15 protein-coding genes and 1 pseudogene are annotated in these 16,142 nt (G+C 61.0%); 5 read left to right on the top strand and 11 right to left on the bottom strand.

Translation table 11 applies throughout. From position 1 onward, the window contains the following. Window positions 1-37: 37 nt before the first annotated feature. A complete protein-coding gene (locus D8767_RS08235; protein ID WP_121757741.1) occupies window positions 38-655 on the top strand; it encodes a LysE family transporter in 618 nt (205 codons plus the stop codon). Between the two features lie 78 nt (window positions 656-733). On the opposite strand, the gene D8767_RS08230 is transcribed toward D8767_RS08235, so the two are convergent. Genes D8767_RS08230 through D8767_RS08220 form a run of 3 tightly spaced genes read right to left on the bottom strand, consistent with a single transcriptional unit; the run spans window position 734 to window position 4,711 of the window. Then, window positions 734-1,942, bottom strand: a complete 1,209-nt coding sequence (locus D8767_RS08230; protein WP_016711966.1) for a hypothetical protein — start codon at window positions 1,940-1,942, stop codon at window positions 734-736. Window positions 1,943-1,952: 10 nt separating this feature from the next. Continuing rightward, window positions 1,953-3,842, bottom strand: coding sequence for a hypothetical protein (locus tag D8767_RS08225; RefSeq protein WP_016711967.1), 1,890 nt, complete (start codon window positions 3,840-3,842; stop codon window positions 1,953-1,955). An 8-nt stretch (window positions 3,843-3,850) separates the two neighbouring features. Continuing rightward, window positions 3,851-4,711 (bottom strand): SH3 domain-containing protein, encoded by an 861-nt coding sequence (locus D8767_RS08220; protein WP_016711968.1) that lies wholly within the window; start codon window positions 4,709-4,711, stop codon window positions 3,851-3,853. A gap of 673 nt (window positions 4,712-5,384) precedes the next feature. Between D8767_RS08220 and D8767_RS08210 the strand changes: the two genes are divergently transcribed. From D8767_RS08210 to D8767_RS28660, 4 genes and pseudogenes are all read left to right on the top strand, one after another. After that, window positions 5,385-5,648, top strand: coding sequence for a hypothetical protein (locus tag D8767_RS08210; RefSeq protein WP_029380217.1), 264 nt, complete (start codon window positions 5,385-5,387; stop codon window positions 5,646-5,648). 137 nt (window positions 5,649-5,785) lie between these two features. Next, the gene (locus tag D8767_RS08205) at window positions 5,786-6,058 is read left to right on the top strand and encodes a DUF3077 domain-containing protein (RefSeq protein ID WP_016711970.1); all 273 of its coding nucleotides are present in this window, start codon (window positions 5,786-5,788) and stop codon (window positions 6,056-6,058) included. After that, window positions 6,055-6,231 (top strand): annotated as a pseudogene (locus D8767_RS08200) (putative addiction module antidote protein); the annotation flags it as partial. The gene D8767_RS08205 and the pseudogene D8767_RS08200, both read left to right, overlap by 4 nt. A gap of 473 nt (window positions 6,232-6,704) precedes the next feature. Further along, window positions 6,705-6,863 carry a hypothetical protein gene (locus D8767_RS28660; protein WP_162998280.1) on the top strand — a complete coding sequence of 53 codons (159 nt, stop codon included), beginning with the start codon at window positions 6,705-6,707 and terminating at the stop codon, window positions 6,861-6,863. 57 nt (window positions 6,864-6,920) lie between these two features. On the opposite strand, the gene D8767_RS08195 is transcribed toward D8767_RS28660, so the two are convergent. The 8 genes from D8767_RS08195 to D8767_RS29125 all read right to left on the bottom strand — a co-directional run bounded on the left by D8767_RS08195 (window position 6,921) and on the right by D8767_RS29125 (window position 16,096). After that, complete coding sequence (locus D8767_RS08195; protein WP_121757742.1) at window positions 6,921-7,181, bottom strand: hypothetical protein; 261 nt, start codon at window positions 7,179-7,181, stop codon at window positions 6,921-6,923. Then, window positions 7,178-7,561: a hypothetical protein gene (locus D8767_RS08190; RefSeq protein WP_121757743.1), complete on the bottom strand. Its 384-nt coding sequence runs from the start codon at window positions 7,559-7,561 to the stop codon at window positions 7,178-7,180. The genes D8767_RS08195 and D8767_RS08190 overlap by 4 nt, the downstream gene beginning before the upstream one ends. Beyond that, entirely contained in the window at window positions 7,558-8,004 is a 447-nt protein-coding gene (locus D8767_RS08185; protein ID WP_121757744.1) for a structural protein P5, read from the bottom strand. The genes D8767_RS08190 and D8767_RS08185 overlap by 4 nt, the downstream gene beginning before the upstream one ends. Beyond that, the gene (locus D8767_RS08180; protein ID WP_121757745.1) at window positions 8,001-8,219 is read right to left on the bottom strand and encodes a hypothetical protein; all 219 of its coding nucleotides are present in this window, start codon (window positions 8,217-8,219) and stop codon (window positions 8,001-8,003) included. Before D8767_RS08180 ends, D8767_RS08185 begins: the two co-directional genes overlap by 4 nt. 61 nt (window positions 8,220-8,280) lie before the next feature. Then, window positions 8,281-8,865: a tail fiber assembly protein gene (locus D8767_RS08175; RefSeq protein WP_121757746.1), complete on the bottom strand. Its 585-nt coding sequence runs from the start codon at window positions 8,863-8,865 to the stop codon at window positions 8,281-8,283. 8 nt (window positions 8,866-8,873) lie between these two features. After that, entirely contained in the window at window positions 8,874-9,359 is a 486-nt protein-coding gene (locus D8767_RS08170) for a hypothetical protein (protein WP_121757747.1), read from the bottom strand. Window positions 9,360-9,368: 9 nt separating this feature from the next. Further along, window positions 9,369-10,424, bottom strand: coding sequence for a hypothetical protein (locus D8767_RS08165; protein WP_121757748.1), 1,056 nt, complete (start codon window positions 10,422-10,424; stop codon window positions 9,369-9,371). Next, window positions 10,424-16,096 (bottom strand): DUF1983 domain-containing protein, encoded by a 5,673-nt coding sequence (locus tag D8767_RS29125; protein WP_232859867.1) that lies wholly within the window; start codon window positions 16,094-16,096, stop codon window positions 10,424-10,426. Before D8767_RS29125 ends, D8767_RS08165 begins: the two co-directional genes overlap by 1 nt. Window positions 16,097-16,142 lie beyond the last annotated feature (46 nt).

Genomic DNA, 16,142 nt, shown 5'->3' with positions numbered 1-16,142 from the left:
ATGACTCTGCCTTTGCACTGCTCTACAGGAGTTCACCATGCTCGGCGTCACCGACTACGGCGCATTCGTCATCGCCTTCATCATTCTTCTGGCCATCCCGGGCCCGGGCAATTTTGCCCTGATCACTGCCACCGGCAAGGGCGGCATCAAGGCAGGCCTGGCCGCGACCTGTGGGGTGATCGTCGGTGACCAAGTCCTGTTGTGGCTAGCGGTAGCTGGCGTCGCCACCTTGCTGGCCACCTACCCTGCGGCCTTCCACATCGTGCAATCGGCCGGCGCCGCGTACCTCGCCTACCTGGGCCTGCGCATGCTGTTGAGCAAACCGGGTGACGCGCCGCGCACCAGCCGCATGGACAACGGCCAATACCTGCGCCAGACCATGCTGATCACCCTGCTCAACCCCAAGGCGATCATGTTCTACATGGCGTTCTTCCCATTATTCATCGACCCGGTGAAGCATCAGGGGTTGGTGACGTTCGGCTTCATGGCGGCAACGGTGGCGGTGATCACGTTCCTGTACGGGTTGATCGCCGTGGTGCTGACCCACCGGCTGGCCGAACGCATGCGCGCCAACCCGCGCATTACCAATATGTTCGAGCGGCTGGCGGGGGCTTGCCTGGTAGGGTTCGGCATCAAGCTGGCGGCGATGCGCTGAAACCTCTGACTCGCAGAATTGAAAAAGCCCCCGGCAACTCATCGTTGCCGGGGGCTTTGTTTATCAGCGATCAACCGGTCAATTGGTTTCCAGCTCATACGCCTTGCTCACGAACAACGCCGCAAACAGGCTCTTGCCTTCCTTGAAGGTGTACTGCTCTTCAAACTTGCCATCCTCGACCAGCTTCTGCCCGATGGCACACTCCGAGTCGCTGTGGTTCTTGCCCTTGGCACCAAAATCACTGCTCCACGTAGACAACCCGACCTGTTCACAGAAGGCGGCGAACTTCGCCTTCGGTACATTCTGCTGGTAGTCGCTGTAAGCCTCTTTCAGCGGTTTGAAGCCGCTGTAGCTCACGCTGTAGTTCTCCACCTTGGCCTTGCGTGCAAAACCACTCACCGCCTCGGCCAGTACAGCCTGACCGGTGTACGTGCTGTAGGCCCCGATCAGCATGGCGCTCAACGCACTCTTGAGCTGGGTTTCGACATCGTCGAGCTCCGGCAGCGACTGGAACTCGGCCTTGCGCACGATCTCACCCACCTTGGAGCCATCGTTACGGTGGGTCACGACGAACGCCATCGAGCCCTCGCCGTCACTGGAGCGCTTGAGGGTGAAGTCCACGTCTACCGTGGTGCCGAATTCCCCCGTGCTACTGACCAAAAACGCGCCGGTCATTGGCTGACGCACAACCATGTTACTACCCCAGTCGAAGTTCGACTGGGTGGCCCGGCCATTGGCGGCCAGTTCGGCACGCGGCTGGATCTCGTCGCTGACATCAGACACCAGCACCACTTCAGCGCCCTTGCTGGCAACGAAAGGGTTGCCCATCTGCATCCCAAGCAGCTGGATGTGGATCGTGCCGTCCTTGCTGTCACCCTCGTGCGCCAGCTTCAGCGCATCGGCCTTCAGGTAGACGCCTGCAACATTGCCGCTGGCGTTGAGTTGGTACTTGGCCCAACCGGCCAGGCCTTCCTCCGCCGAGCTACCGCGAACCGACTCCATCAGGCCCGACAGGCCACGCATGAATTGCTGGGCACCGTTGGTCTGCGCGGCCGCCACGCGGATCTCGGGGTCGGCGACAGTCAGGTTGCCAGAGAACGCCGAGTAGGAAATATCACCTTCAGACAGCACGTCCTCAAGGAAGTAGCGCTCCTTGAAGTCGTCGTAGTAGGCCATCGCAGCCTTCTTGCCCGAGCTGGACAGCATCGCGTAGCCACCGCCGAGCACCAGCACCGCTGCGGCCACACCGCCAATCAGCAGCTGCTTCTTGTTCATCTGTTTGATCATGGTTTTTGCCTCACTGGACCATGGCGGAAGCGTTGTTCCAGTCGTTCACGTACTTTTGGGAGACCTCGGGGGTCCAGCTGAAATCGATACCGGCGTTAGGGAATTCCTTGGCCAGCACGGCGCCGAACGACACGAGATCGGCACACTTGTCCTGCTTGCACGCCTGGGGCTCGCCCGCGTTATAGGCACGGTAAGTGGGCACGGCGCGGCCATCGTCCAGCGGGTAGTACGGCGTGGCGTTGGCCACTTGGGCCACGTACCAGCCTTCGCTGTATTCCTCGTCCGCCACCAGGCGGCCCTTGCTCGGGAAGTCGATGGCGTAGAAGTCGCCCTGCTTGCCGGTGACGTGGACCATCATCGGCGCCACGCGGGCCGAGGTTGCCGGGTTTTGCTGTTCCAGCGGCGAAGCGAAACGCACTTTGATGCCGGCCATTTGTGCCAGGGCTTCGGTTTCGCGCCCTTTGAACTCGCTCATGCCGTCTTGCAACTGCTGGTAACGCTCCAGTACGCGGGTGTGGACGCTGGCCAGTTCCTGTTGACGCCGGCGCGCCTCACGCACCCGCTGCTCCTCACGCTGAACGGCCCAGTTCACGCCATCGCGCACATCGAAGAACAGGCCTTGGCGATTGATGCCGATGCGGTTGCGGGTGATTTTCTGCGCGTCGTTGCCCCACATGTTGTTCGTGATCGCCGAAATGTCTTTGACGATGAGCAGGTTGGCCACGTCGGTGGTGGTCGGCGAGGTGGTCTTGATCAGGTCAAAGATTTCCAGCGCAGCTTCCTTGTACTTGGCTGCGTCCAGGGCGAACGACTCGTCCGGGGTTACTGCCACGTAGTAAGGGTCGCTGCCGAACGGACGGAGCACGCCGTAGCTGCCACGGGTGAAGGCCAGGTACACCTTCATCTGCCGGCTAGGGATCTCGCCCACCAGGAATGCGGCCTGGCCAGCGTCTGCCGTGAGGTAGGAAACGGCCTTGTCCTTGACCGCAGGCTCGAAGACCTTGTTGAAGATCAAGCCGCTCGGGTGAACGTATACGCGGCTCCAGTTATCCCCACGGTAAGTGCCCACGGCCTTCCAGCTGATTTTTTCGAAGTTGCCTTCGCCAAAACCGGACGCCGGGCACGGCATGGCCGGGGTGGTGCCGAACGACAGGGTGTCACCGTTGCTGATGATCTCGCGGCTGAGTACCCATTTGCAGCCGGAACCGTCCGTTACCTGCATCAGGTTGCGGTTCTCCAGGACCACGGCGCGACCGAAGTCCGAGGTGGGGGCTGCGGCTACTGCGGCGGCAGGGGCTGCGACGGGCGGAGCGGCAGGCGATGCGGCCGGGGTTTCGGCTGCCGGTGCTGGTGCGGGCTCTGCGGCAACGGCTGGAGCTGGCACTGCAGCAGGGGCTGCTTCTACTTTCGCAGGTGTCGATTCGACTACCGCAGGAGCTGGCTCAGGCGCTGAGGCTGGGGTTGGGGCTGGAGCAACGGCAGCCGGGGCTTCTGCCGGTGCAGGTGCCGGGGCTGGCGCAGCCGGAGCGGGTGCCGGGGCAGCAGCGACGGCGGCAGGCGCGGCGGCCAGGGTCACCAGGCCCAGGTTGCTGGCATTGCCCGAACCGCTGGCGTAGAGGTTGCCTTTGGCGTCCACGGCTTTCCAGCTCACCTTGGCGGTCGAGCAGTCCTTGGCGAACACGAACGGCAGCTTGGTCAGCAAGCCCGATAGCAGCTCCTGGTTGTCCCAGGCCGGACGGGTGATGGTCAGCTCGACCTCGGGTTTGCACCAGGTGGTGGCGTCCCCAGGTACTTCGACCTTGATGTTTTCTTTCTTCGAGAAGGCCAGCTCATGGGCGAACGCCTGCGGTACCAGACCACAAGCGCCGATCACAGCCAGCGCGAGCGCATGCTTTTTCATGGAGTTCCTCAGATCAGTTCCCAGGTGCCGTTGGCTTGTTTGCAGAAGGTGTTCTGCTCTTGCTCGGTCTTGCCGCTTTGCGACTTCAGGTTGACCGTGACCGGGCGGCAGGCCGCTTCGGCAGCGACGGTTTCGGTCGGCAGCGACTGCACCGAGTCCAGGTCGAAGCCTTGGGTTTCCTTGCTGGCGGCTACGTCCAGTTCGTCCAGGTTCACTGCCGGCGTTACGCGCTTGGCAACTGCCTGCGCCTTCGGTTCGACGTAGTTCTTGTGCACATAGCCAACAGTCACGCCCTTGCGGCCGACCAGGATCCAGTCACCCGTGGAGCCGACGGCGGTGAACTCGGTGTGGTTCTTCAGGCTGCCAACCTTTTCACCGTTCTGGTTAGGCGCCGCGCGCACGTTCAGGTTGTCGCTGATGGTCACATAGGGTTCGTTGATCAGCTTCATCGACGGCACTGCCTGGATCTTCGGCGCGCGCTTGACCTCAACCTTCTTGGTCTGGGTGTATTCCTTGCCCGGCACGATCTGCGCGGTAGCGCCCGAGTGGTCGGATGTCCAGGTCACTGGCTGGGCGCTGGCGGTGGTCTGCTGTTGGCTCAACACTTCCTGGGTGCGCAGCGCCAGGGCCTGCTGGTCCTTCTCATCCAGCATGTGGCCGATGCGGTTGCCCACGTAGGCACCGATGCCACCTGCAATCAGGGCCGCGGCGATCTTGCCGTTGCCGCTGCCCATGGTCGAGCCGATGGCCACACCGGCCAGGCCACCGATCACGGTGCCCGCTTGCTCTTTGCTGATCCCGAGCTGTGCACAGGCCGTGGTAGAGGCGATGGCAACCGCCAAGAGGGACGCGACGAATTTCTTACGCAAGTGGAGCACTCCATTTTCGGTGGGGCGCACAGCCGCATACCACAGCCAGGGCCTGGCGGCAGCATTCGACGTTGTGCGGGGATTTCAGAGAGGGTGCAGCACTGGCTGCAGACGACAATTCAGCCGTCCAGCGAAGGGCGTAGAGGGAGACCAGTACGGCGCGAAGCATCCAACGAATCCATGTCAGAAAAAGGTCATCGCCCAGCGCGCGTAGTCATTACGGCGTTTGGTCTGGGCGTGAGTGGCGTATTAGAGGAGCGCATTGTAGCGCAAGGTGCCAATGGCAGTTCAAGACAAAATGTTGCGAAGGAACTGCTCTACAACAGGCCTACTTCGCAGGCCATCGCCGGCAAGCGGCCCCTGCCCTACAACAAAAGCTCGGAAATATCCCCTTCCTTGTAGGCCGTTTCCCAAACATACTGCCAAACCGCTTAAGCGCTTGCGACGGATTATGTCGCGCTCTAGTCTCGGCTTTGTCGTTGCAAAATCAACGACCGGCTTTGACAGGCCGACGATTTCCCGCACACGTGCGCTGTTTATGGCGGCTGTATGTGGGGCACCCTCGTGGTGCGCCGAGTTGCTCCGGGATCCTCGGTCTGTCAACCCATGTACAGCTGCCACCCTCTTGTTTGACAGCAAGCTTGCGGCAGCTCCAATGATCCTGGAGATGTATATGCGCAAGATGGTCCCCGATCCACCCTACTCCCTCGATTCCACCCAGGCATTGCAAGACACCCTGGTCCAGTCCTCAGAGTACGTACTCTGCGCCCTGTCCGTGGCCCGCCAATCCGTGCAGCTCAAGCCCACTGCCCACAGTTCGATCGTGATGCAGGCCGTGATCCATGAAATGGAGGCGGTACAGGGGCTGGTCGAGTCGGCATTGATGCAATTGCAGATGCGGCCGCATTTGCCTAGCGAGCCGTACACCTTGCACTAGCAGGCCCGGCCTCTTCGCGGGCTCGCCCGCTCCCACAGGGTATTCACTGCCCTCAAGCACTGCACAGAACCTGTGGGAGCGGGCATGCCCGCGAAGAGGCCAGCCCAGACAACCAGGATTTCAGGGAGTAAAAAACAATGCCCACCGACAACACCAAAGAACCCACCACAGTCGGCAAAACCTGCTTCTACCAAGGCGAAAACAGCACCCACCCGCTGTTCCGCATCGAACCCGGCATCCCCTGCCAGGACGCCCGCGAGCAAGCATCCGAACTGATGGGCTACGTCCGCGACCTGATCATCACCGGCCTGATGGACGGCGACCAGAAACTGATCTGGGCTTCGCATTACCTCAGCGCAATGGCCAAGGCGCTGCTGGATGATGCTGAATTGGGGATGATGAAGAAATGAGCGACGATATGCCGATTCTCGATCTGGATTTGAGCAACACGAAACGCTTCGAAGCATCTCGTTTTCTCGATAGCCCCGAGACGGTCAGTGCATTCCTGCAGGAAGCCTTGAAGACCAACGATGCTCAGGTTCTGAAGCACGCGCTGGGAGAAGCAACAAAGGCAACACGCGTGAAGTAGCAGATCATTTTCCTGCCCCAGAACGAAAAAGCCCCGCAGACCTATATCTGCGGGGCCTCTCGATGTATGGCGGAGAGATAAGGATTTGAACCATAGGTACTGTTGCCAGTACAACGGATTTCGAATCCGTTTTCGATCTCATATTTTTTTAGCGATTTTTGTAAAACCCAATAAAATCAACCACTTCAACACAGCACGACACAGCAGGACTCCACACCATTGGGGGTATCAATTCCCCCATAATTCCCCCAGAGCCAGCCAGGCAAAACGCCACTAGACGGCACCACGTATCTTGGGCATGATGCGCCACATCTCGACGCCCTCGGCATTCACCGGCGGCGCCCTTGAACCGGTTGGGTGCCGTGCCCTGTGTCTGGTAAACACAAAGATAGCGGCGCAGTCTGAGCCAGCCACCTCCCTACCAACCGCTGTAAGGGACTGGGGTGGCAGTTCTGGGAGGAAATACGATGAGTATTGCCGATCTGAACGGTTCAGAGGCTCTCGCCCAGCGCATTTATGCGTTCGGTGCAGCAGCAGCGGCACTCTGTGCTGCTGGTGTCGGTCCAGTAACCGCTACAGTACTGGTGCTCTGTGCTAGCTTCGTGCTGGCCAAAGTAAGAGCCTAAGGCTGGAGCCACACCCCCTGCTGGCGGGCAGGGGGCGGCTCATCTTACCGCGCTCCATCAACGACAGCTATCGGCTGCCGCTTCCAGCTCCCTCTCGTACCCGATCCTCTGCCTCCTCTCAGCTAGGAGCGCCCGGACCTTCACTTCCAAGCTATCACTCTTGCGCAGGCCGGCGGCGGCCCATGGCGGTACCGCAACCTCCGGCGCCAGACACGGCACCTGCACCGGCACCTCGATGCGCACGTACTGCACCTGCGGTTCAACCCGGCCGCCGCACCCAGCCAGCGCCAGCGCGCATACGATCAACGGCATCCTCATAAACCAAGCTCCTTGTCGATGATTGAGGTGGCGGCAGCACACTGGTCGCCACCGGTGCGCTCCTGCTGCAAGCGGTTCGCTGCTGCGTAGTCGAGGTCTGCACTGGCCTTGGCTTCGCCCACTGCCTTCTCAGCGCCGGCCTGTCGCTCATTGGCAGCAAGTGCCAAGTCACCCAGCGCCTTGCCCTGCTCTGCTGCCAGCCCGCTGAGGTTGTCCCGGGCAGCAACACAGGTCGCCGCCTGCTTATTGGCCTGATCCAGCAGCGGCCGGTAATGGCCGGACGTCAGCCAGGTGCCGCCGACACCGCCCGCACCTAATAGCAGCACTGCCCCCATCAGTACGGCGACCAAGCGGCCGCCCTCCACGGGTAGCGGCATCATGCCAAGGCCCGCCGGATACCCTCATCGATCACTCCGGCCTTGTAGGGGTTGCCGCCGTTCTCGTGAACGATGATGCCGACCACGGCCTCGCGCAGCACCTGCGGCTTGGAGATGTCGATGGAGTCGCGCACGCCAACCCCGAGGCGCTTGGCAATGGCCTGCGCGTAGGCCAGGGTGTTGTTCTCGCTGGACGGCGCCCAGCGGCTGATGAATTCCAGCGGGGTGTCGATGCCTGGGCGACCAACCCCGGGCATACCATCCTTGCCCCGGTAGTTCAGCAGCAGCTTGCCCAAGGCCCGGATGCCATTCTCCGCTTGGTCGAAGCGCGCAAAGCGTGGCTTGGCAACGCCCTCCTCCAGGCCGAGCTGGCCCTGCCAGGCATTACGCGGGTTGAAATCGATATTGCCGGGGTTGTTGTTGCGGATGCCGCGGGGAGTAGTCATTCAGTGACCTCCTGTACTGGTTGACCTTCAACTTCCTCCACGGACACGGTGACCTTGGCGGAGTAACGCTTGATTACCTGGGCGGTGCGCACGATCGCAGCTGGCTGCTCCTCCAGCAGTTTGCGGGCTGCGGCATCCGCCACCTGCTCGGTCGCGTACTCGTTCTGGTGGATCGGGTCAAAGTTGTTGCTGCTGTTGATGACGATGAAAGGCATGTGTTTTCCCCAGGCAAAAAAAGACCGCCGGGTGGCGGTTGAGTTTGGGTGTACCGTTGAATCAGGCCGGCAGTTCCGGCCAATCAATTTCACTTGGCCAGCCGGCCTGCTCTGGCACTCGGTTAAGCAGAACGCGGAACCGTTGCCAATCCGTGAGCTTTTCCGCCTCCGCCTCGCTGGCCATCCCCAGGGCCACAGCATCGGTCAATGGCACCACGGCCTGATCAGCCTCGCTGCGGAGCTGCGCAATGGTGGCAAGCGCCAGCGCCTCAGCCTGCCGGGCCCGCGTCTGCATTAGGCTCCAGTCAATCTGAGCGAAGCCAAGGGTCGGGAAATGTTCCTCGGCTGCCTTGCCGGGCAGAGCGACACGCCCGTCGGGAACATCCACCAGGTCGCGGGGGAAGCGCTCGGCCTCGGTCGACTCAGGACTGTTCGGCAGGAAAAGAGTCAGCACCACCTGTCCGCCAACACGCTGGATGGGCCCGGCTACCCATGCCGAGCCTATAGCGTTGGCCGGCAGCGAAGCCCCCTCCACCAGGCTGGCTAGGTCAATCGTCAAGCCGTTGATGTTCAGCTGCTCGCCGTTTTTCCAAACAGCAAGCTGCCGCGGCGGGTGCATTTCCTGAGGGGCAAGTTTGATGATCATGAGCAGTCCTATTTCCAAAAGCCGGTGGCAGTGAGCGTTACAACGTTCTGCGCGCGGGTCAGACTGGAAATGAAAAGGCCTTGGGTGGGCGTCCCCCAAAACGTTGGAGAAGAGTTGTCATAACCCGCAATAGGCGTGTTCGAAGCAGATACGCCAACGTTGGTGCCAGCCAAGAAGGCGAAGGGCCAATTCACAGTTCTCAGAACGTTTGCGCTGTACCCGGTGAACGTCGCCAGGCAGATGAGTAAGCCGCTGTTGAACTGGAAGTAGTAGCCGTTGGCATTGGAGCCGGCCCGCATCAGCGCGCCGGCTGCGGGGTCACCGATGATAGGGGCTGCTGCGGCGATACCAGCCGGAATGGCCCCGTTTGCGGGCGCACCCAACGCGGTGTAGAGCTCGTTGAAGTTGTTGATAGCCTTCAACCAGGCGCTACGGCGGTCATCCCCGCCCGCGCCGCTGGGAGCGGTGCCGAGATTGATGGTTTGTTTTGCCATAGTGATTCCTTAAAACGGCTTCATTGGCCTAGAGGCGAACAGCGTTCGTCCGTTGGCTGTGAGCGGGTTGATCCCCGATCCGTTGTCGCAATACATCTGCAACACAGATCGGTTTCCAGGCAGAAAGCCGCCAAAATTGGCGCGGAATGGTTGTGATGTTTGTCCAATGTTGGTTATAGAAAACAATGCATTCGCCAGAACATAATCTTGGTAACTACCGGTCCAAGGCATTTGATTGCTGGGCGCATACCACGAGCCCCCTGTCAGAGGGTCACCCGCCACAACAAAGGAGTTGGACGCAGGCTGGCCATTGAGCAGCGCCAGGTTAGCGGTGGTGACAAATGTCCGGTTACCTGCAGCGTCCCGGACCGAGGCTCCGTATTGCTCCGGGGCTGCATCCGGCACCATGTAACTCGCGCAGAACCAGTTGATCATCATCGGATAAAGGGCAGCCTCTCCATGCCCGCTTTGGTTGTTCCAGGCTTTCAGCCTGAATCCGGTCCAGTTACCCGGGCTACCTTTCACCGAAAAGTTACCGACCATCATGTAGTCATCGGCATTCAGAAAGATCATGGGTCTTTCATACGTGGTGATCGGCGCAGCAAAGTTCACATCTGCCCATTGAATCTGGTTCCGGCTACCAGGTCCTTGGAAGCCAATGTTGAACCTGCCGTTGTAACGAACCGTTAGCACCTGGTTGATTGAATCGATCTGCGTTCGGATGTTGTTGTTCGAAGCGCGGATGCCATAAGAACCGGGAGCAGCGAACGGCTCGCCACCCATCGACAGAATCATCACCTGCCAGGTCTGGGTGTAGGGTTGCCGCAGTTGCAGTTGCCCCGTGGAGTACCATGCTTGAGGACTGCTTGTGTTTTCTCCCCCGTCATACAGCGCATCGACCACCACAAATGACTGGGCCTGAATCTCAGGAATCGTGATGTACTGATCGAACGCGCCATTGCCAGCGACCTGCATCATTTTCAACGAGCGCACGGAGGTGATCGTTGTGTCCAGCGTAATGGCCCCGGCCGCATCCCTCGTCCGGAGCCCATACAAATCAGCCATCAGGTAAGCCTCCCCACTGCCGTACGCTCGATGCCATTGGCGTCGTAGACGTACAGGCCGCCGTTATTGAGCAGCGTCGAACCGTTGGCATCCTGCCCCCTTAGCGTGAACGTACCCGCTGCAAAGTTGATCTCCAGCAGCGGCAGGCCCTGGGCGTTCAGCGCAGCAGACCGAATGGTCATACCGGCCACAATCTGCTGGATGAACGCGGTATTAATCACCGCCTGGTTGATGAAGACCTGTCCGCCTTCGACCACGAACGGCAGGATCGTCTGGCCATTCAAGCTGTCGATAATCGCCAGCCGCTGAGCCATCAGCAGGATTTCGCCCTCCTCCCCATTACTGCCGATCGCGATGCCCGAGACGACCTTGCGCCCGCCCTGGTTGGTCTCGACCTTCAGCGTGGTTTGAGCCGACACCCTGCCATTTATGTCAGCCATGACCTCGCTGACCTGCTGGACCGACGCATTGGTCTGGCCCATCTGCGCCTGAACCGTCTCGACCTGCCGTCCGATGGCAATACCGTCCTCGATCCGGGCCGACTGTTCCGTCCACACACCCACCAGCCCACCCGTTGCACCGGCTAGGCCGGTGCTGTCCCCTTCCATTTCCGGGTTCACCTGGACATACAGCCCATCCAGGCGACTGGCCTGCGCAGCTATCGCCGTGCCCTGCTGCTTCACAACCGTGTCCATCTGGCTGATCGCTGTAGCCTGACCGCCGACTGCTCGAGCGCTGGGCCCGGCAACAAACGGCGACGGGGTGTTGCTCTCCCCGATTCGTTTTTCGATCATCACCGAATCGATAACCAACGTCAGATCGGCCACGCCTGTGCGGTTCGGATACAGCGTGATAGCCGCACGAGTGCTGTCGGTGATCGTGATCGGCAGGGTGATTCTGGTCCTGGTCGTAGTGTACGGAACATCCCCTGAAATCCGTCCTGTGCCATCAAACAGCGAAGCCCGCATAGATCCTGCCGCGCTGCCTCGTACGTACATCGATACCAAGTAAACGCCTGGCTCAATCCTTACGTTATAGCCGGCTGCATTGTTGGTCGGACTGAGCATCAGGAAATGCCCTGCAGTGGGAATGCCGCCCACCTGATAGCCAAAGCCGGAGTCAGCCTCAGGAACTGCTACGCCAGCCTTCGTCACAACGGAAGAAGAGATCAGCGCCGGCAGCGTGGTCGAGGTTAACCAACTGTATTCGTCACTCAACAGGTTGGCCCCGCTCCCGCCAATGCTGCCGACACTGCTCTGGAGCTGGGTGAGCGCCTGGCCCTGACTGGTCAGTGTGTTGCCTTGCTGGGTTACGCTCGCGCCGATCGTACTGATTGCGTCCGCGTTGGCAGTATCAGCAGCCGTGACCCGGCGCGCCACGATGTTGCACCATAGCGAGCGTCCGGTGCCGTCTGCTGGCTCCGTGCGGGTTACAAACCTGGCCGACACTGCTCCTGCCGGCGCAGTGATGCGACCTGCGTAGGATTTGAACCCTGTCGCCGAAGCTACCACCGAGAAAGCGTTGAAATAGCCCAGGTTGGTTCCTGCTTTGTCGAAGAACTGCATCTGCAACCGGGTGGTTTGACCAGACGTCATGTAGCTCGGCCAGATATCGGCCGACAGATCGAACTGCTCGCCTCCTGCGGTCAGCACGTTTGCCGCTATCCCGCAAAAGCTGTTCGTATAGAACGAAACGCCCTTGCCGGCTGAGGGATGCGCCGAGATGTTGGTGATCCGGGCATCACCGCTCCAAGGATCTACCAGGCCGTCCTCGAAACTGCCCCGCAGGATCAGGTTGTCTGGTTGCTGGCCGATGGAGGCCTTGATCTGAGTGATCGAGGTGCCTTGGGCGGTCAGCGTGTTGCCTTGGTTGGTGACGGTGGTTTGCAACGCCTGCAGGGCAGAGGCGTCAGCTTTGGAAGCAACTTGAGCGAGCGCGCTAGCGGCAGCAGCCGCGGCATCGGTGGCCACCTTGTCGGTAACCGCAACCCAGGCGGATCCGGTCCAGCGCTTCGGCGTGTTCGCCGCCCCCGTGGTATCAATCCACAGGTTCTGCGCCAGGCGCTTGTCCGTTGCCGGCTCGGTGCTACTGTAGATCACCTCCCCTTTGCCGCCGGCCTTGTCGGATGCCGCCTGGGCAGCCTGCTGCGCAGCCGTCACATTACCGTTTGTGGTCTGCAAGCTGCTGCTCAGGCCCAGGATGGCCGAGGCATTCGCCTCATCACCACTGATCCGGGCGGTACGCTCATCCACAACCGAGGCCACGGACGCCGATGGCGCGATTTGGCCCAGGGCGATCCAGTCGATCTCGAACACATCACCCGCCACCGAGCTGAGCCACAGGTAAAACCTGGTGATCGTGCTGTCCGACCAGTCGGACCCGCCGGCAGTCAGCTGCGACATGTCCCACTCCAACACCATGCTCTGACCGACCGCTAGGCCCGGGTCCGGGATGACTTTCCGGTACGACGTGCTCGAGGCATGGTTTGCTGTCACGTAAGTGATCTGCCCGTTCCAGCCGGTACCGGCTCGGCGAGTGATCCTGCAGCGAACGCGGTCATGATCGCGCCCGTTGATCGACACAACTGGGCTGTTGAGGTAGGCGCTGATGTCAGTGTTGGTGACGATCAAACGCCCGTTCTCCACAGCCAGGCTGCAGCGGGTGCCCGACCAGCCTTCTACGGTCGAAGCGAAGCTGTAGTTCAGGGCAGTATCGAACCCTCCAGACTCGGCCCGGATCGTTGCAATCTGCGAAGCCAGGGCCGCGTCCGCGTTGGTTCGCGCCGTGGTCTCGTTGCTGATTGCCGACGAGTTGGCCGCGCTGCTGGCCGCCACAGTGTCGATCCGCTGCCCCAGAGCCGTGTCCGCATTGGTGCGCGCTGTGATCTCCGACTGGATGGCAGCAGCGTTACCACCTACTGAGGCAGTGACAGTATCAATGCGCTGGCCCAGGGCGGCATCGGCCGATTGGCGAGTCTGCGCCTCGCTGGTGATGGCAGTGCCGCGCGCCTGGGCCTCGGCCAGCAGGCCTTGAGCACGCGCCGCCGCCTCTGCGTCGATCGCCTGGGTGCGCGCCGTAGCTTCGGCTGCCAATCGCTGCGCCACAGAACCGTCCAGCGTTGGCGGGCCCGAGATCAGTCCGATCTCTTGCCTCAGCGCGGGATACAGAGCGCCATTGGTGATCTTGTCCTTGAAGTACTCCTCGTATTCCGATTGGTCGCTGCTGGATTGGCCGTTCACCCCGACACCAGTTGGATACCATGGACCGACATTCCCGCTCCGATCCACCAGGCGCGCCCAGTAGAAGAAGGAAACGCCCGCGGCAAGGCCGTGGATTTCGTGTTCAGCCTGCGGATAGGTGAAATCGCCGAGTTTGGTGGCGTCGTTGCGACTGGTCGTCGCGCTCCGCCAGATCTCGGTCCGCTCGGTGTCTTCGGCGCCAGCCGGGAAGCCCCAACGCAGGCGAGTCCCGTATACCAGTGGTGTCGTGGTGAGGAATGCAACTGCAGGCGGTAGACCTTCTTTGCCCTTCAAATCGACCAGGGCGCTCATGGCGAAGACAGACGACACGTCCATCACGCTGACAGCACTCACTCTTGCCTGGTAAACCCCGGAATAGATCCCTTCGACCTCGGCGCCCAGCGTGCCTGTGCGCGGCAGGCGCAGCCAGCTGCCGTTATCCTTCCTCCACTCTACGTCGTACGCAACAGCGCCCTTCACCGCCGGCCAGGAAATCCGCATCGTGGTAACCGCAATGCCCTGCGAGACAACGCTGCGCGAGGTGATTGCGACGCTCTCTGGCGGCTCAATGACACCAGGTGGCAAGACGGTAATCGGTTGAGGGTCAACTCGCGCTCCGTGGTCAATTGCATCGAACTTGTCTGGCTCGTGTTGCACGCCGGTGATTTCCCACTGGTGCATACCTTTCGGCTCAATGGTGTTCACCCGGAAGCGCATGACGCCAAGGTCAGCGCTCTCAATCGACCAAGCGCTTTCAGGCTCTGGCAGTTCCGAGTAGTCCGCCATGACGGTGACTTGGCGCCCGGCGACCGATTTCACGATCCGTCCTTCTGCCTTCCCGCTAGGCAGGTTAACTATGAGTCGGTCCTCTGGTTGCACCTGAGCGTCGAAGTCAAGCGTGATGACCCGCGCAGTGGCGGCGGAGATACGCCCGCCGTTGGCCCGTCCAGACAGCAGCTCATCCGCGACGCCGATGATTTGGCCTGGCTCGATGTTCCGACCTTCCATGCCGGTGGTGAACCTGACGGTCCACGTCTCGTACTGTTCGGACTTCAAGGCCCATATGCCGTGCCGAATCGCTTCGCCTTCAACGGTGCAAGCGAACCGCGCCACGTCAAGCATGCGGTGACCCAGGACGCCAATCATGTCGTCGTTGGTGACGGCCGTGGGCTCGGTTTTGAACTCGTTGGCGGGGTTGTCCCAGCTGATCTTGGCTCGCGTATGACGGTCGGGAAGCGCGATTGCGCCATATTCGAACTCGCCGACAATGTTCGAACGAGTGAACACGTAGCCGTCGTCATTTCCCGGAATATCGGCGATCACGGTGACCTTCGAGCCGTTCCAGCAGCTGCTACCGCGGAAAACGCTGGCCAGGTCGGACAGCAAGGCATAGCCCTCAACTTGGTCCTGGATGTAGACGTTGGTGGTCATGCGTGGCTGCATGCCGCCCTTCCCGTCCGGCACCATTACGTCGCAGTAACGGCCGATCTCATACAGAGACCAACGGTCCACCATGTCAGCCGTGATTCGGCGGCCAAGGCCGTACCGGCGGTGCAGCAGCAGGTCGTACCAGACCCAGGCCGGATTGTTCGAATACGCCAGCTTGAACGTGCCGTCCCAGCTGCCGGTATAGGTGCGTGTGACCGGGTCGTAGTTGTTCGGCACCTTGATAATGCGGCCACGGCAAAGAAGGCTGAATTTTGGGATGTTGGAAAATTGGGAAGCATCGAATTGCAACGCAGCCAGGGCGAGATTTGGGTAGCGCAGCTTGGCGTCGATAACCTCCGTGAGCGCCTTCACCCGCATGACATCGGCGAAATTGCTGTCGTTGCGGTTTGGAGTCAGCCGGCGCACCCGCAGCACGGCGGTATTGAAGCCCTGGGGCAGATCGACGCGGTGGCTGCGCTCGTATTCGGTCGTGCCCTTGTCGTCGAGGGTGGCAGACAGTACGGTGTTGAAAGCGCCTCCGTCGACGGAAAGCTCGATGGCGTAATCGATGCGGTAGCCGACCTGGTCACCGTTGGTCTTCACCTCCCAGATCTGCGGCCACGAAAGACGCACCCGGACAGCGGACAGATCACGGTTGGTGATCGCCCGCGTCCATGCCACGTCCGATCGCAACTCAACCGGCAAGCCAGCCGATTGTTCGTATTCGGCGGCAGGAAAGCCCGCGATGTGCTCTTGATCAACCGAGCCCGAGCGAAACTCCCAGGTGGTCCCGGGAAACGCTTCGGAGCCGTCCGGAGCGATCAAGGGCGTGCCATCCAGCTTGAATGAACGCGCATCGTCGGCCGGCCCGGCAATCTCACCTTCACTGATGATGTAGAGCATCTTGGCGGTGGCGATCGACAACGCGCTATCGGGCGCCTTGTATGGCTGCCGGGGTTTGCTCTCGCCACCCTTTGCTCCGCCAATCTTCAGTGCTGAACCCATGCTTTCCTCCGAGCAATAAAAAACCGCCCGGAGGCGGTTCGTTCAA

Origin of the sequence: Pseudomonas sp. LTGT-11-2Z (genome assembly GCF_003691445.1) — a bacterium.
GTDB lineage: Bacteria > Pseudomonadota > Gammaproteobacteria > Pseudomonadales > Pseudomonadaceae > Aquipseudomonas > Aquipseudomonas monteilii.
This window is presented reverse-complemented; position numbering and strand designations above follow the sequence as displayed.

Excerpts from the sequence above, each read along its gene's own strand:
- D8767_RS08230 (WP_016711966.1), bottom strand. The coding sequence starts at position 1,942 with ATGATCAAACAGATGAACAAGAAGCAGCTGCTGATTGGCGGTGTGGCC.
- D8767_RS08175 (WP_121757746.1), bottom strand. The coding sequence starts at position 8,865 with ATGATCATCAAACTTGCCCCTCAGGAAATGCACCCGCCGCGGCAGCTT.
- D8767_RS08210 (WP_029380217.1), top strand. The coding sequence starts at position 5,385 with ATGCGCAAGATGGTCCCCGATCCACCCTACTCCCTCGATTCCACCCAG.
- D8767_RS08195 (WP_121757742.1), bottom strand. The coding sequence starts at position 7,181 with ATGAGGATGCCGTTGATCGTATGCGCGCTGGCGCTGGCTGGGTGCGGC.
- D8767_RS08205 (WP_016711970.1), top strand. The coding sequence starts at position 5,786 with ATGCCCACCGACAACACCAAAGAACCCACCACAGTCGGCAAAACCTGC.
- D8767_RS08170 (WP_121757747.1), bottom strand. The coding sequence starts at position 9,359 with ATGGCAAAACAAACCATCAATCTCGGCACCGCTCCCAGCGGCGCGGGC.
- D8767_RS08235 (WP_121757741.1), top strand. The coding sequence starts at position 38 with ATGCTCGGCGTCACCGACTACGGCGCATTCGTCATCGCCTTCATCATT.
- D8767_RS08225 (WP_016711967.1), bottom strand. The coding sequence starts at position 3,842 with ATGAAAAAGCATGCGCTCGCGCTGGCTGTGATCGGCGCTTGTGGTCTG.
- D8767_RS28660 (WP_162998280.1), top strand. The coding sequence starts at position 6,705 with ATGAGTATTGCCGATCTGAACGGTTCAGAGGCTCTCGCCCAGCGCATT.
- D8767_RS08185 (WP_121757744.1), bottom strand. The coding sequence starts at position 8,004 with ATGACTACTCCCCGCGGCATCCGCAACAACAACCCCGGCAATATCGAT.
- D8767_RS08180 (WP_121757745.1), bottom strand. The coding sequence starts at position 8,219 with ATGCCTTTCATCGTCATCAACAGCAGCAACAACTTTGACCCGATCCAC.
- D8767_RS29125 (WP_232859867.1), bottom strand. The coding sequence starts at position 16,096 with ATGGGTTCAGCACTGAAGATTGGCGGAGCAAAGGGTGGCGAGAGCAAA.
- D8767_RS08165 (WP_121757748.1), bottom strand. The coding sequence starts at position 10,424 with ATGGCTGATTTGTATGGGCTCCGGACGAGGGATGCGGCCGGGGCCATT.
- D8767_RS08190 (WP_121757743.1), bottom strand. The coding sequence starts at position 7,561 with ATGATGCCGCTACCCGTGGAGGGCGGCCGCTTGGTCGCCGTACTGATG.